The sequence below is a fragment of the Endozoicomonas sp. genome (assembly GCF_965196975.1).
GTDB lineage: Bacteria > Pseudomonadota > Gammaproteobacteria > Pseudomonadales > Endozoicomonadaceae > Endozoicomonas.
In genome coordinates this window covers 5453949-5469142 of sequence record NZ_OZ239981.1, presented here as the reverse complement: position 1 = coordinate 5469142, position 15194 = coordinate 5453949, and the positions used below count along the sequence as shown (strand labels likewise).

Below are 15194 nucleotides of genomic sequence, written 5' to 3'. Positions count from 1 at the left end.
CCTGACCCCTGATAGAACTAGCCGATTTTTTCCCGGTAGCTGCTGCCGTAAATCTGTTCCAGACGCTGTTTCAGGTAATCCCCTGCACTGACCGGCGGGTATTTATTGGGCTCATCCGGGAACAGATCTTTGGAATCAACCCAGGTGGTGGAGGGCGGGGCGGCAAAAAAGATCATGGTATAGCGTTCTGGCCACAGGTCATCCTGGTCTTCGGCATAGACACGATGGGGTGTTGCCACCAGACGCTCATTGCTCCAGCGCGCCAGCATGTCTGCAACGTGTACCAATAAAGTGTTGGGTTTTCTTTTCAGGGAACACCACTCTCCTCGGGGGTTTTGAAACTGCAGGCCTCCGGCATCGTCCAGTAAGAGCAGCAGGGAGATGGTGTCAAAGTCGGTATGTTCACCAAAGCGAATTGAGCCTTTGCGCTGATTTTGCATCATGGACGGGTAATGATTCAGGCGAAAGGTGCTGTTGCCCCGACTCAGTGCGTGCTTGGTGGCCAGGAATCCCGGTGTCAGTTTAAGGGCTTTCTCGGTCAGTGTCAGAATAATGGTGGCCGCCTGTGCGGCAACGCGACGATATTGCTCCAGCTCATCCATTAAACCAGAATCCACAAGCAGGTCTGGCCACTCACTGATGGTCATGCCACTGACAATATCCAGCGACTCGACATAATGTTCCTGATAGGTATCAGCGGTATCACCGTACTGTTCGCTGCCCGGCCCGCTGTAACCACGGATATAACCCGGGACTCCAAAGCGCAGGGCTGCTTTTTGTTCTGCGGTAAATCCGAGAAAGAAGCGTCGGGCTGTATTCAGTACCCTGGCCTGAAAGGCCTCTGTGGCAATGGGCAATCCCGTGAAGTATGCAATACCGGTGGTTGTATAGGCTTCCAGCAGTTGCTGCGAGGCATAGGGGGATGTGACGTCGATGGTGATGACATCGCTCTGGGTGATTGTGCTGTCTGGCAATGGTTATACCTCTGACACCTTCGATTGAAGCCTCAAATTTATTGGGAAGCATGATGCATATGGAATATGCGCCCTCTAGTTCTGCGTAATAGATTTAGCTGCTCTCTGAAGAGGCATCAAGTTTTGATAGTCATCCGACGCATTGATTGCTGCACTAATTTGGTGCGCTTTGCTGAGGAAGGATAAGGTTTTAGTGCGTCAAATGAGTGCGCAGGCCTGTTTCGGTACTTGTTCGAGCTCCTGAAGCCTTCAATCATGCCCATTTATGGGGATATGCAAAAACTGGCACAGAGGCTGCTTATAGAGGGTTAACCATTTAATCAGTGCCAGGCGGGATCGCCTGAAACCAAGACTGGCAGGGTTCATTTTTCCTTTGGTTGGGGCTTGAAATAAAACGGGCTGTTGTAACACAAAGGGAAATGCGTAGACTTTGGAAGCTGTATCGCATCCAGGTCACCCCTCCCGGATGAATATTAAGTAAAGCCAGGAGAATAATGCATGAAGTTAGTATCAGCCATTATCAAGCCATTCAAGCTTGATGACGTGCGGGAAGCGCTTTCTGATATCGGCGTTCAGGGTATTACTGTGACTGAAGTCAAGGGCTTTGGTCGCCAGAAAGGTCATACCGAGTTGTATCGCGGTGCAGAGTACGTTGTGGACTTTCTGCCAAAGGTAAAGATTGAAGTGGCAATCTCCGACGACCTGCTGGATCAAGTGATTGAAGCGGTTTCCAATGCGGCCAACACCGGCAAAATCGGAGACGGAAAGATTTTCGTAACGGCTCTGGAACAGGCCATTCGAATCCGTACCGGAGAGACAGGCGTCGACGCTATCTAATAGCCAGCCAAAGGCATTACTCATCAGCAGCCACTGATGACATCGCTCAGCAGTAATAGCGATATAAAACAGATAAGAAGATGTGAATTTTACTGGGAGGGGTCCCGTGGAAGATATAACTCAGCTGTCGTATGCACTCGACACTTTTTATTTCCTGATGTGTGGTGCACTGGTCATGTGGATGGCCGCCGGCTTTGCCATGCTGGAAGCCGGTCTGGTGCGCTCAAAGAACACCGTTGAAATTCTGACCAAAAATATTGCCCTGTTTGCCATTGCCTGCACCATGTACCTGCTCTGTGGTTACCAGATCATGTATCCAGGCGCAAATGAAGGCGGCATCATGCCTCTGTTCGGCACGTTGCTGGGCACTGAAAACAGCGTCGAGTCGGTGGTTGCCGGTGGTGATGACGCTCCTTATTACTCTCTGCGTTCTGACTTCTTCTTCCAGGTGGTCTTCGTAGCGACGGCCATGTCCATCGTTTCCGGTGCGGTTGCTGAACGTATGAAGCTGTGGGCCTTCCTGCTGTTTGCGGTCTTCATGACTGGCTTTATCTATCCAGTACAGGGCTTCTGGAAGTGGGGCGGTGGTTTCCTGAACGAAGCTGGCTTCCAGGACTTTGCCGGTTCCGGTGTGGTTCACATGGCGGGTGCTTCTGCTGCCCTGGCTGGTGTGCTGCTGCTGGGTGCCCGTAAAGGCAAGTACGGTTCTAACGGTGCCGTTAACGCCATGCCTGGTGCTAACCTGCCTCTGGCCACTCTGGGTACCTTTATCCTCTGGCTGGGCTGGTTCGGCTTCAACGGTGGCTCTCAGCTGAAGATTGCTGATGTTGAAAATGCCAACGCGGTTGCACAGATTTTTGTAAACACCAATGCTGGCGCAGCCGGTGGTGTTATTGCCGCCCTGATCGTTGCCAGACTGCTGTTCGGCAAGGCTGACCTGACAATGGCCCTGAACGGTGCGCTGGCTGGTCTGGTAGCTATTACTGCAGAACCTCTGACGCCAACTGCCTTGGGTGCAACGCTGATCGGTGCTGTCGGTGGAGCCCTGGTTGTCTTCTCTATCCTGGCGCTGGACAAACTGCGTATCGATGATCCAGTAGGTGCCATCTCGGTTCACGGTGTTGTAGGTATCTGGGGTCTGCTGGCTGTACCTCTGACCAACAGCGACGCTACCCTGGGTGCTCAGTTGCTGGGTATCGGCAGTATCTTTGCCTGGGTGTTTGGTGCTTCCCTGGTTGTCTGGGGTGTGATCAAGGTGATCATGGGGCTGCGTATCTCTGAAGAAGAAGAGTACGAAGGTGCTGATCTTACTGAATGTGGTATGGAAGCTTACCCAGAGTTCACCAGCAAGTCTTAAGCATGAGTTGCTTAATGATTTATTAGCCAGGGAGGTTGTCGGTTTACCCATAAACTGACAAAGGCAATAAGCTTAGAAAATCGAGCTCCGGTCTGACCAGATGGTTGGGCCGGAGCTTTTTTGTACCCTCCGGTTACCAGCCAATCAGACTTATCGTGAATTTACGGCTGATAAGTCCCGGAAGTAATAAACTGACCAAAAGCTTCGCACCAGATGATGACCGTATTGTATTTGGCCGGATCAATGGTTGCTGGCAGTGGGATAAGAAAGTTATCAAAGGTTTTGATATCGCCAACCCTCATCATCTCTGACTTGTGCTGGTTAAAAGCGGCTTCCGTTTCAATAAAAACCGGTGACAGGTACAGCTTATAGTCGGGGCCGGGAGCCAGCTTGCCAGTGAAACTGATGGAATCCTTGTTAATGCTGAACTCGCCCTCACCCCAATGGAGCTGATCACTGTCTTTCCTATCCCGGATAAACTCACCGTGGAATCGCTGGCTCTTGCGGCTGTCTTCGATAACAGAAACTGATGGGGCATCGGGAGCCGTCAGAACAGGCAGCAGGTAAATACCGGCGGCAAAGCCTATCAGAAGGCAAAGGCAGTGAGAGGCGGCTAATAACAGTAGTCGAGAGACTTTCATGGTAAAGACTCGGAAGTATTTCGGGCTTTAGTACAGTTGATTATAGGTCGGCAAAGGCACACAACTATTTATACCATCGCCTTTAATGCTCATGTTGATGAGGTCTGGGCTATTGCAGAAGGTTGTTCACCATTAGTTTGGAGAGAAAATAGTGTAAACTGAGTCGATTGTCCTGAATGGTTTATAACGATAATTCAGTGGAAAGCTGCTCGAATTGCCATCTCGGATAACAATAAGAAAGCGCTTTGGAGCCGTCATGAGAACTATGAACTTTCGCCGCTGGTGTATTACGCTCGTTGTCTCGCTTTTGATTTTTGCTGGACTTGCCTCCTTTAAGGTGCTGCAGATACGCAGTGCGATTGCCTTTGCCGAATCATTCCCTGAGCACTCTGAAACCGTTGAATATCAGGCAGTTGGTCTTGTTGAGTACACGCCTGAAGTGAAGGTGGTTGGTGAAGCCGTATCCCCGCAGCGTGTCGAACTGACGAATGAGTTGCCCGGGCGTATTGTTAAAGTAGGCTTTGCCTCTGGTGGAGAGGTTCAGAAAGGACAGCTTCTGCTTCAGCTGGACACCAGTGAAGAAAGGGCTCAGCTTAAGTCAGCCGTTGCCAGGGGGGAACTGGCAAGGCTGGCTTATCAGCGGGTTGCCAATTTGCGCAAAACCAATGCTGCCAGCCAATCCCAGCTGGATGAGGCCAAATCTGAACTCAGCATTGCCAATGCAGATATTGATGCACTGAAAAGCACCATTCAAAAGAAAAAGATCGTAGCGCCATTTAGTGGTCGGGTGGGAATTCACCGATTGGAAGCGGGTAATTTTCTTCAGGGAGGTACAGCCATTACCACGCTTGTTGGTAATCCCGGCTATATCTGGATTGATTTCAACCTGCCTCAGTTTTACAGCGATGTTGTGGTTGGCTCTCCCGTCAGAATCAGACTGCTTCAGAATAATGCAAATGCAGCGGATGCTGGTACTGGAGAGTTTGAGGGTAAGGTTGTTGCTCTGGACACGACCATTTCCTCAAGCTCCAGAAGTCGGCGCTATCGAGCCCGAGTGGACGGTGATTTACTGTCGTTTATGCATAATGCGGTGGTTGAGGTTCATGTGCCAGTAGGTGCCAGTAAAATGGTTGAAGCAGTGCCAGCTCTGGCCATTCAGCAGGACACGCTGGGGCAGTACGTATATCGGCTTGATAAAGATCCCGATGCAGATGGGTTTCGTGCTTATCGTCAGGATATTACAACCGGTGATCGGCTGGGTGACAAGGTGGTAGTGAAGTCCGGTCTTGATCAAGGTGCTCGAATTGCCACCGTGGGGGCTTTTAAACTGAAGCCCGGCATTCTGGTTTATGGCCGTCAGAGTGGTTCTGATCGCTCATCGACTACGTCTGTACAGTAAGTGGGGTGAATGATGGATATATTTGTCAGGCGCCCTGTACTGTCACTGGTGATTTCTCTGGTTCTTTTGATTGCTGGTGCTGTAGCGGTGCAGAAAGTTCCAGTACTGCAGTTTCCCGAGATTGAGAGTTCCTCTCTGGTGATTACCACAGAGTATCGCGGTGCCTCAGCCGATGTGGTTCAGGGATTTGTTACTGAACCTATTGAGCGAATAGCCATGACCGTTCCGGGTGTGGACTATGTGGACTCCACTACTACCGCAGGCATCAGCCGGGTTACGGCCTGGTTGAAACTGAATGAAAACAGTACTTCCGCCCTTGCTGAACTGACGGCTCGTTTGAATCAGATCAGTTACGAACTGCCCGATGAAGCGGATGATCCATCCATTGCAGTAGAAAGAACAGACCGTCCGGCAGCTGTCTTTTATTTGAATGTTCGAAATGAGCACTGGAGTCGTGCTCAGCTGACAGACTATCTGGAGCGCCATGTAACGCCATTGCTGACCTCTATCAGCGGTGTTCAGCGGGTAGGGCTGGAAGGCGGCCGCAACCCTGCCATGCGTATCTGGCTTGACCCGGTCCGGATGTCCGCAATGAACCTGGGGGCTGGTGAGGTTCTGGCAGCGCTGCGTGCCAATAATATTATTGCTTCACTGGGCAAGACAGAAAATGACCGTCAGCAGGTGAACCTGCAGAGCAATGCAACTCTGCGTGAGGTCAGTGATTTTCAGCAGCTGGTTCTGGCCCGGCGTGATGGCGCTATTATTCGTCTTGGCGATATTGCTGAAGTCGTCATGGGCGAAGACCGGGGTACGGTCTCAGCCAGAATTAATAAAACCACGACCGTTTTTATCTCTATCTGGCCAATGCCGGGGGCTAACGAGATATCCATTGGTGATGAGGTTTATCGTCGGCTGGACAAGATCAACCCTACCTTACCCCAGGGTATGGAGATTGAGATCAGCTATGATGGCACGGCTTATATGCGCAAGGCTCTGAAGGAGATTGTGGTTACTCTCGCTGAAACGATCATCATTGTCGGGCTGGTTGTTCTGGCGTTGATGGGGGCCTTTCGTACGGCACTGGTGCCACTGGTGACCATTCCTATTTCGATTCTCGGTTGTATTGCCATCATGTGGCTGGTGGGCTTTTCCCTGAATCTTTTGACCATACTGGCCATCGTTTTGTCAGTCGGTCTGGTCGTGGACGATGCCATTGTCGTGGTTGAGAACGTTGCACGACATATGCGGGAGGGGAAGTCGCGATTAGAGTCGGCATTACTGAGTTCAAGAGAACTGTTGAAACCGATTATTGGCATGACACTGACGCTGGCGGCTGTTTATGCCCCCATTGGTTTTGTTTCCGGCTTAACCGGCAGCCTGTTCAGAGAGTTTGCTTTTACGCTTTCTGTTGCGGTGCTGATTTCTGGCGTGGTCGCTATCACGTTGTCGCCGGTTATGAGCAGTTGGGTCTGTCCTGAAAAGGGGCGTGAGAACCGCTATACACTGAAAGTAAATCAATTCTTTGATCGGTTGCGACAGGTTTATGGGCGTGGGTTGGACTCGGTTTTTCAATGGCGAAACCAGGTGCTTTTTCTGTCGGTTTTTCTCTCATTATTAATCGCCCCGCTCTATCTGTTTTCCGCCAAAGAGCTGGCACCTGTGGAGGATCAGGGCAGTATTAATATTGTCGTTGAGTCTCCCCCGGATGCTTCCATTGCCTATACCGATCGGCATATGAATGGGGTTATCAACTCATTGGATTTTTTACCTGGTGTTGAATTGATTTGGCAGGTCATCTCTTCAGAAGGTGGTTTTGGCGGTATCGAGTTTGTTGATTATGCTCAACGCTCCCAGAGTGTGCATGAGATGCTTCCTACTGTGTTTGGAACCTTGTCAGGAGAGCCAGGCTTAAAGGTTTTCCCAATACTGTTTTCCTCTTTACCAACCGCCGGTCAGTTCGATGTGGAATTGGTGGTGCAGGCTCCTGATGATTATTCGGAGATGGAAAAATACGCGGGTCAGTTGATACAGGCTGCTTATAAGAGTGGTCAGTTTATGTTTGTGAATACCGATTTGCAGATAAATTTGCCTGAGACTCGTCTGGTATTTGACCATAATCGTATTGCTGACCTTGGTATGACGGTCGCTGAGGTGACCGAACAGCTAAGTGCATTATTGTCCGAACAGGATGTGAATCGCTTTAATGCTTCGGGCAAGGCTTATCGGGTGATACCTATGGTCCTGTCAGAAGGGCGGAACAATCCTGAGCAGCTATTGGACTTTACTCTGCGAACCTCTGCTGGAGAGCTTGTGCCTTTGAGAGCCGTAGTAAGCCTTGAAAATATCACCAGCCCTAGAGTAATGGGTAAGTTCAACCAGCAGCGCTCATTCCGGATTCTTGGTGGTGTCTTGCCTGGTACGACGAATGATCAGGCACTGGCAACACTTGAGACCGCTGCTCTGGATATTTTGCCAGAGACGTACACCGTCGACTATGCCGGTGTTTCCAGGCAGCTTCGTCAGGAAGGTAACAGTATGTTTTCTGTACTGGTGATGGCTCTGGCCGTGGTTTATCTATTGCTGGCAATACAGTTTAACAGCTTCCGTTCTCCTCTGGTCGTTCTGCTTGGCTCTGTACCATTAGCGCTTTTTGGCGGATTGTTGTTCAGCTTTACTGGTCTGACCACGGTGAATATTTATGCCCAGATTGGCTTTATTACACTGGTTGCACTGGTTGCCAAAAACGGGATTTTAATTACCGAGTTTGCTAATGAACTTCAATTTAAGGGCTACCAGAAGACGGAGGCTATTCGAGAAGCAGCCAAGATTCGCCTTCGGCCTGTGTTGATGACCACTGCTGCTACCGTACTGGGGCACTTTCCACTGGTCTTGGTCACTGGTGCAGGGGCTGAAGCGAGAAACAGCATCGGTATTATTCTGGTAGCGGGTATGCTGATTGGTACGTTTTTCACGCTTTTTGTTTTGCCTTGCGTCTATCTCTGGCTGGGTGAAGGCTATAAACAGCATGTCAGTGACCCGGGGGCAGAGCAGCAGTCTCATGGCCTATGAGGCTTCAGTTGTTGGTTTCTGGCAGGAATGTTTTGTATAGAATTTGATGGCGAGGGGGATGCTCAGTCTAAATGCCTCGTCCTCAAAGCTCCTTTCCATATAGTGCTTTTGGAACTCTGTAATCTTGATCTGTTTGTTTTCAAGTTGTCGTACATGCACTAATTCATGAGCCATAGTAATGCGGACTTCACTGGGCTCCAGTCCATTGGAAAGGGCAATCTGATAATTTCCATTTTTCAGAGGGATTGTGTACCCCAGCATATTGGGTTCGGGCATCCTCAAGTACACATACTCAATGCTAACATTTGAATCAATGCCTAATTCTTTCATGTAAAAATTCTGCATATCCAGAAATGTGCACTCTGAAGGGTTAAGGGCATCGTTGTACATTGCTTGAATTGGCAGTGATGCAATTGCCCACAGGAACGCAGAAATGTATAGGATCGTCTTCACGGCAACCTGTCTTATATTGCTAAACAGCCATGAGTGAAAAGTGCGGTTTACCTCAGGTTATGAAATTCACTGAAGATTTCGAAACAGCCGCATTTCCATAATAAAGGCACCATCATGAATATTTATCCTTTGATGGCTGACAGGGTTTTATCGGCACCTTTGAGCGAGGGTTTAATTATGTGGTTTCAGAAACAGATTCAGCTTCAGCCTTACCAGAGAGGGTTTCATCTGATTACAGCAGAAATTTCTGACAAATTGCCTGAACTGGAGAGTTATAAGACTGGGCTCTGCCATATTTTTTTACAGCATACTTCTGCTTCACTGACCCTCAATGAAAACGCCGACCCTAATGTTCGTCATGATATGGAAACGTTCAGTAATCGTAACTATTCAGCACCCTTCATATAAATCTGGAATTTTCTGATTTTTCGACCATCATCTTATACTCAATTTTTCTAACAAATCTCCAGTATGGAACCAGACTTCCCAGCTACTCCGTTTACCGAAGCTCTCCTTAAAGAGAATGAAGAGCTTCGGACCGAGAATGCGCTTTTACGGGAACGTTGCAGCGAACTGGAAGAAAGGGTTAATAAAAACAGTCAAAACAGTAGTAAGCCACCATCGTCAGATGGTTATCAAAAGCCCAGTAAAAAAGGGAGTGATAAAGGTGATACATCTTCCAAAGAAGCCCCCTGCTCCTCACAGGAAACACCGAACCCCAAAAGCCTTAGACCATCTTCAGGCAATAAACCAGGTGGCCAGAAAGGTCATCAAGGCTCTTGTTTGAGACGTGTCGCCTTACCCGATTATGTCAGGCATCTGAAGGTTGAAAAATGTTGCTGTTGCCAGTCTTCGCTTATCGATATTAAACCCACCAAATACATTGAGCGACAGGTTTTTGATCCAGGTAGACCCGGAGAATTTGAAGTTACCGCGTACTGGGCAGACGTTAAAGTATGTCCTTGTGGTAAACGGAACACCGCTGAGTTTCCCCAAGGAGTGAAAGCCGCTGCTCAATACGGAGAAGTGACTCAGGCAATGGCTGTTCATTTAAACCAGTATCACTTCATCCCATATCACCGGGTGTCTGAGTATTTCAATACTATTTATTGCATGAGTGTCAGCGCAGGCTCTGTTGCCAATTTTGTTGCCTATACCCATGAGAACCTGGCCTCTACTGAGCAGAGTATCCGCGATGCTTTACAAGAAAGTCCGGTTGCAGGAGCGGATGAAACTGGCATGCGGGTTGACGGTTCACTGTGGTGGTTACACATTATGCGAGATGACCAATGGACGCTTTACTACCTCTCAGAAAGGCGAGGTTGTGAAGCAATGGATGCAATGGGCATCCTGCTGACTTTTGCAGGCATTCTGGTTCACGATCATTGGAAGTCCTACTTTGCCTATGCGGCAGTGCATGTGCTTTGTAATGCCCATCATCTGAGAGAGCTTCAGGGAGTTGTCGATAGGGATGCGAATAAGCTGGCTCTGCGGCTGATGAAATTGCTTACGCTCTCCTGGCACTTCTGCAAGAAATACAAAGCAGCCGGTCTGACTCAAATGCCTGGTGCAATACAGCTTCGCATTGAGACGATATACGACCAAATCCTTCAAAGGGCTCTCACGAAGGAAACCGCTTATATGGAAAAACAACGACAGGTGCTTGGACGTAAGAAGGTCAGGAATACCAAGGCCTACAACCTGTTCAAAAGGCTTATTGAGTTTAAGGTTGAAACGTTGCGCTTCATGTCGGACTTTTCAATTCCCTTCGATAACAATGGCAGTGAACGTGATGCCAGGATGGCCAAACTTAAGCAGAAGATCTCAGGCTGCTTCAGAAGCGAAGACGGAGGTACCATGTTTACCCGAATCCGAAGCTATTTATCATCTGCTAAAAAGCAGGGGTTGAACATATTTCAGGCGCTTCTTAAAGCGGTTCGAAATTACAACAATACGCCTTTGCTGGGTGCTGAATAGTTACCAGTAATCATTATATTCCTGAAAATGAAGAGTATTTTCTCCATGTGATAGAAGGCAGTGATGATATGCCGGCTCATATTAAATCCAGCCTGTTTGGTGCCGATGTAATGATTCCAATTGCAGATGGTTCGCTGGCTTTGGGTAGCTGGCAGGGCATATGGTTGGGAGAGCACAGAGACAACGGAGGAAGCCGTAACCTAATCATCACTTTACAAGGTGAAGGTTATACGTAATTATAAAAATCAGATATTAATAATTTATTTTTTATGAAGGAGGGTAGACCGAACTGGCATTTCAACGATGCTGGACTATAACTATAAAAATCGGACAAGAAGTCAATTTCAATGTTTCGGAACGGATGTTCCGACAACCAGTACCTAGAGGATATAGCTATGGCACGGAAAAAGCCGACTAAAGCTGCTGCTGGTTTTGATGGCGCTGATATTGGGTTTCTGGGGAGTCGCGACGAGCCTGCTGAAGAAAGGACCGTTGAGTCTCGTAAAAAACTCAGGGCAAGTCTGGACTCCCAGATTGAAGAGTTTTTGAAGAACGGAGGCCAGATCGAAGAGATTCCATCGAACATTACTGCAGATCCACCGAAAAAGCCCTCCGGTGAATACGGTAACCGACCAATATGACTTAACTTTGAAAGCCCGGTATTTACCGGGCTTTTTTTATGTTTACGGACACCTCCCAGAAATGCCTGAGCGGCTCATGAAAATTTTAAAGTATCTCTACCCACTTACCACCGTCGTAAGGTGATAGCTCGCCAATTGATTCCAGAGACAACTCAAATCTTGCCGCGACATTGTGGAAGGCTTCTTCCACGGTCGGGTCTACGGCAACCAGAAGACCACCACTGGTTTGAGGGTCACAGAGAATGTGTTTCTGCTGTTCTGTAATTTCTACTGCCTTATGTCCATAGCTGGCATAGTTTCTTTCGGTGCCGCCAGGTATGCAGCCCTGCTGACGGTAATTTTCCACATGTGGAAGCAGAGGGAGTTTGTCCGTATACAGTGTGGCTTTTACCTTACTGCCCTCACAAACCTCTAGAAGATGGCCAAGAAGACCAAAACCGGTAACATCGGTGATCGCACTGATGCCATTCAACAGAGACAGGTCGGCACCCATGGTGTTCATTGTGCACATGGAGTCACGGGCAATATGCTGGTGTTCATCCTGCAGCACCTTTTTCTTTTGTGCTGTTGTGAGAATGCCAACGCCAAGAGGCTTGGTCAGATAAAGCTTGTGACCGGCTTGAGCCTGGTCATTTCTTTTCAGGTGCTCAAGAGATACTCGGCCTGTGACCGCAAGCCCAAAGATGGGTTCAGGAGCATCAATGCTGTGGCCTCCAGCCAGCGGTATTCCTGCATCGGCACAAGCCTGACGACCACCGTCAACTACCTGTGCAGCAACTTCGGGAGGTAGCTTGTTTACAGGCCAGCCAAGAATAGCAATAGCCATTAAGGGAGTGCCACCCATAGCGTAAATATCACTGATGGCATTGGTGGCAGCGATGCGCCCAAAATCGAATGGGTCATCAACAATCGGCATAAAGAAATCAGTAGTGCTGATGATCCCTTCACCGTTTCCCAAGTCAACAACGGCCGCATCATCTTTGCTGGAATTACCAACGACCAGGTTAGGAAAGTCTGGAAGTGTGAGGTTGGTTTTCAAAATACCATCAAGAATCTGTGGTGAAATTTTGCAACCACATCCTGCGCCATGACTGTACTCTGTAAGCTTCAGATCCTTCATTAATACTACCCCTGAGCTAACGCTTGAAATGCGGATACTTTAGCACTGGGAACCTTTTCATTAAATGCCTTGCAGATCTTAAGGGTGAAAGGATTAAACACATTTGCTGGACATAAACAGAAAACAGAGGTTTCTAATGTCATAAGTAACTAACCATATAAAATCATATATTTCTGACGCCTTGTGCAGACACTCTGCTTCGTTACAACTCTGGTTACATAGCTACGGCTATGCTCCCTCCGTTGTGCCTCGCATAGTGCCTGTCCAAGTAGCCAGAAATATTCGATTTCATATGGCCAGCTACTTATCTCTGTGATAAAAGGTGATAATAGACGTCACTGATAAGTAGCTAATCATATGTTCTTGATTGTCTAAGCTCAGCTGCTTATTTGACCGAATTGATCCAAAACGAAAGAAGAATAGCGATAATTGATGGATTAGGAGAATCGGATGGGAGCACTAACTTTGCCTTGTTCTTCTATCGATGATTTGCTGCAGCAGCAGTCGGCAGCGTTACAACAGTGGTTTTCCAGCGGTGGTCGAAAGATCGAAGGGCTGGTTATTCGTAAATTTCCCTCCTGGCTTGAGTCGGATCAGTTTATTAGCGCAGGTTCCGGTGCTCAGTTTGATACTGCGCGCTTTCGCCTGATGATGTGCAATAAACGTGATATCTGGCGTGTTAGTATTGACATGGTTTTTCATCCAAAAGCGAGGCTTATGGATGACGGCTCTACTGTCGGACCCGGAATATTGTTTGTAACTATTCAGCACCCAGCAAAGGCGTATTGTTGTAATTTCGAACCGCTTTAAGAAGCGCCTGAAATATGTTCAACCCCTGCTTTTTAGCAGATGATAAATAGCTTCGGATTCGGGTAAACATGGTACCTCCGTCTTCGCTTCTGAAGCAGCCTGAGATCTTCTGCTTAAGTTTGGCCATCCTGGCATCACGTTCACTGCCATTGTTATCGAAGGGAATTGAAAAGTCCGACATGAAGCGCAACGTTTCAACCTTAAACTCAATAAGCCTTTTGAACAGGTTGTAGGCCTTGGTATTCCTGACCTTCTTACGTCCAAGCACCTGTCGTTGTTTTTCCATATAAGCGGTTTCCTTCGTGAGAGCCCTTTGAAGGATTTGGTCGTATATCGTCTCAATGCGAAGCTGTATTGCACCAGGCATTTGAGTCAGACCGGCTGCTTTGTATTTCTTGCAGAAGTGCCAGGAGAGCGTAAGCAATTTCATCAGCCGCAGAGCCAGCTTATTCGCATCCCTATCGACAACTCCCTGAAGCTCTCTCAGATGATGGGCATTACAAAGCACATGCACTGCCGCATAGGCAAAGTAGGACTTCCAATGATCGTGAACCAGAATGCCTGCAAAAGTCAGCAGGATGCCCATTGCATCCATTGCTTCACAACCTCGCCTTTCTGAGAGGTAGTAAAGCGTCCATTGGTCATCTCGCATAATGTGTAACCACCACAGTGAACCGTCAACCCGCATGCCAGTTTCATCCGCTCCTGCAACCGGACTTTCTTGTAAAGCATCGCGGATACTCTGCTCAGTAGAGGCCAGGTTCTCATGGGTATAGGCAACAAAATTGGCAACAGAGCCTGCGCTGACACTCATGCAATAAATAGTATTGAAATACTCAGACACCCGGTGATATGGGATGAAGTGATACTGGTTTAAATGAACAGCCATTGCCTGAGTCACTTCTCCGTATTGAGCAGCGGCTTTCACTCCTTGGGGAAACTCAGCGGTGTTCCGTTTACCACAAGGACATACTTTAACGTCTGCCCAGTACGCGGTAACTTCAAATTCTCCGGGTCTACCTGGATCAAAAACCTGTCGCTCAATGTATTTGGTGGGTTTAATATCGATAAGCGAAGACTGGCAACAGCAACATTTTTCAACCTTCAGATGCCTGACATAATCGGGTAAGGCGACACGTCTCAAACAAGAGCCTTGATGACCTTTCTGGCCACCTGGTTTATTGCCTGAAGATGGTCTAAGGCTTTTGGGGTTCGGTGTTTCCTGTGAGGAGCAGGGGGCTTCTTTGGAAGATGTATCACCTTTATCACTCCCTTTTTTACTGGGCTTTTGATAACCATCTGACGATGGTGGCTTACTACTGTTTTGACTGTTTTTATTAACCCTTTCTTCCAGTTCGCTGCAACGTTCCCGTAAAAGCGCATTCTCGGTCCGAAGCTCTTCATTCTCTTTAAGGAGAGCTTCGGTAAACGGAGTAGCTGGGAAGTCTGGTTCCATACTGGAGATTTGTTAGAAAAATTGAGTATAAGATGATGGTCGAAAAATCAGAAAATTCCAGATTTATATGAAGGGTGCTGAATAGTTACAAATCGATCAGCTGCACCACTGGGTCTTCCTCTCCGGTGAGCTCATTTACATCCACTTGTGTTTTGAATAATAATTTTTGCACCGACTCATTGGCTTCCAGCAGTGAGCGATTGGGCTGACGCAGAACCTGCTGGCGCAACTCCTCCAGTTGAGCGTCAGTCAGCCAGCATCGCCCCTCTTCGGTTTTGTTGATGGCTTTAACGGCGCTGCGAAATACATCCGGCAGAATCCATTGGCGGAAGTGCTCTCTAAGAGAGGATGCCGGGTTTTGGGGAATGGCTTCCCCCTGATCGATGGCTGTCCAGCCAAGCCCTTCCAGCTGCTTCAGGAAGGGTTGTTCAACTTCAGTGTATTCGCTCACGCTTGAATT

The 15194-nt window shown here is 48.3% G+C and carries 15 protein-coding genes; 9 read left to right on the top strand and 6 right to left on the bottom strand.

The genetic code is table 11. From position 1 onward, the window contains the following. Positions 1 to 17 precede the first annotated feature (17 nt). A complete protein-coding gene (locus ACOCLE_RS24260; protein ID WP_419534596.1) occupies positions 18 to 974 on the bottom strand; it encodes a 2OG-Fe(II) oxygenase family protein in 957 nt (318 codons plus the stop codon). A gap of 498 nt (positions 975 to 1472) precedes the next feature. On the opposite strand from ACOCLE_RS24260, the gene glnK reads away from it, so the two are divergent. Together glnK and ACOCLE_RS24250 are read left to right on the top strand one after the other, a co-directional pair. Further along, positions 1473 to 1811 carry a P-II family nitrogen regulator gene (gene glnK, locus ACOCLE_RS24255; RefSeq protein WP_020580987.1) on the top strand — a complete coding sequence of 113 codons (339 nt, stop codon included), beginning with the start codon at positions 1473 to 1475 and terminating at the stop codon, positions 1809 to 1811. Positions 1812 to 1968: 157 nt separating this feature from the next. Next, complete coding sequence (locus ACOCLE_RS24250) at positions 1969 to 3168, top strand: ammonium transporter (RefSeq protein ID WP_419537259.1); 1200 nt, start codon at positions 1969 to 1971, stop codon at positions 3166 to 3168. 161 nt (positions 3169 to 3329) lie between these two features. Here the strand turns inward: ACOCLE_RS24250 and ACOCLE_RS24245 are convergent, their stop codons facing one another. Beyond that, entirely contained in the window at positions 3330 to 3809 is a 480-nt protein-coding gene (locus ACOCLE_RS24245; RefSeq protein ID WP_419534595.1) for a DM13 domain-containing protein, read from the bottom strand. A 256-nt stretch (positions 3810 to 4065) separates the two neighbouring features. Between ACOCLE_RS24245 and ACOCLE_RS24240 the strand changes: the two genes are divergently transcribed. Further along, positions 4066 to 5208 carry an efflux RND transporter periplasmic adaptor subunit gene (locus ACOCLE_RS24240; RefSeq protein ID WP_419534594.1) on the top strand — a complete coding sequence of 381 codons (1143 nt, stop codon included), beginning with the start codon at positions 4066 to 4068 and terminating at the stop codon, positions 5206 to 5208. A 12-nt stretch (positions 5209 to 5220) separates the two neighbouring features. After that, entirely contained in the window at positions 5221 to 8277 is a 3057-nt protein-coding gene (locus ACOCLE_RS24235; protein ID WP_419534593.1) for an efflux RND transporter permease subunit, read from the top strand. Here the strand turns inward: ACOCLE_RS24235 and ACOCLE_RS24230 are convergent. Further along, positions 8272 to 8730 (bottom strand): ImmA/IrrE family metallo-endopeptidase, encoded by a 459-nt coding sequence (locus ACOCLE_RS24230; protein WP_419534592.1) that lies wholly within the window; start codon positions 8728 to 8730, stop codon positions 8272 to 8274. The genes ACOCLE_RS24235 and ACOCLE_RS24230 overlap by 6 nt on opposite strands. Positions 8731 to 8844: 114 nt before the next feature. Here ACOCLE_RS24230 and ACOCLE_RS24225 point away from each other — a divergent pair, with 114 nt between their 5' ends. The 4 genes from ACOCLE_RS24225 to ACOCLE_RS24210 all read left to right on the top strand — a co-directional run bounded on the left by ACOCLE_RS24225 (position 8845) and on the right by ACOCLE_RS24210 (position 11348). Then, the gene (locus ACOCLE_RS24225) at positions 8845 to 9138 is read left to right on the top strand and encodes a YjbQ family protein (protein WP_419534591.1); all 294 of its coding nucleotides are present in this window, start codon (positions 8845 to 8847) and stop codon (positions 9136 to 9138) included. Between the two features lie 63 nt (positions 9139 to 9201). Beyond that, positions 9202 to 10707, top strand: a complete 1506-nt coding sequence (tnpC, locus tag ACOCLE_RS24220) for an IS66 family transposase (protein ID WP_419532963.1) — start codon at positions 9202 to 9204, stop codon at positions 10705 to 10707. A 68-nt stretch (positions 10708 to 10775) separates the two neighbouring features. Then, the gene (locus ACOCLE_RS24215) at positions 10776 to 10943 is read left to right on the top strand and encodes a YjbQ family protein (RefSeq protein WP_419534590.1); all 168 of its coding nucleotides are present in this window, start codon (positions 10776 to 10778) and stop codon (positions 10941 to 10943) included. A gap of 159 nt (positions 10944 to 11102) precedes the next feature. Next, positions 11103 to 11348, top strand: a complete 246-nt coding sequence (locus ACOCLE_RS24210) for a hypothetical protein (protein WP_202969697.1) — start codon at positions 11103 to 11105, stop codon at positions 11346 to 11348. Between the two features lie 85 nt (positions 11349 to 11433). Here ACOCLE_RS24210 and selD read toward each other — a convergent pair whose 3' ends face one another. Further along, positions 11434 to 12468: a selenide, water dikinase SelD gene (gene selD, locus ACOCLE_RS24205; protein WP_419534589.1), complete on the bottom strand. Its 1035-nt coding sequence runs from the start codon at positions 12466 to 12468 to the stop codon at positions 11434 to 11436. A 450-nt stretch (positions 12469 to 12918) separates the two neighbouring features. Here selD and ACOCLE_RS24200 point away from each other — a divergent pair, with 450 nt between their 5' ends. Beyond that, complete coding sequence (locus ACOCLE_RS24200) at positions 12919 to 13278, top strand: hypothetical protein (RefSeq protein WP_419534588.1); 360 nt, start codon at positions 12919 to 12921, stop codon at positions 13276 to 13278. Here the strand turns inward: ACOCLE_RS24200 and tnpC (ACOCLE_RS24195) are convergent. Both tnpC (ACOCLE_RS24195) and ACOCLE_RS24190 read right to left on the bottom strand, forming a co-directional pair. Next, a complete protein-coding gene (tnpC, locus tag ACOCLE_RS24195) occupies positions 13229 to 14734 on the bottom strand; it encodes an IS66 family transposase (protein ID WP_419532963.1) in 1506 nt (501 codons plus the stop codon). The genes ACOCLE_RS24200 and tnpC (ACOCLE_RS24195) overlap by 50 nt on opposite strands. 85 nt (positions 14735 to 14819) lie before the next feature. Next, positions 14820 to 15185, bottom strand: a complete 366-nt coding sequence (locus ACOCLE_RS24190; protein WP_419534587.1) for a type I restriction endonuclease — start codon at positions 15183 to 15185, stop codon at positions 14820 to 14822. Positions 15186 to 15194: the final 9 nt, after the last annotated feature.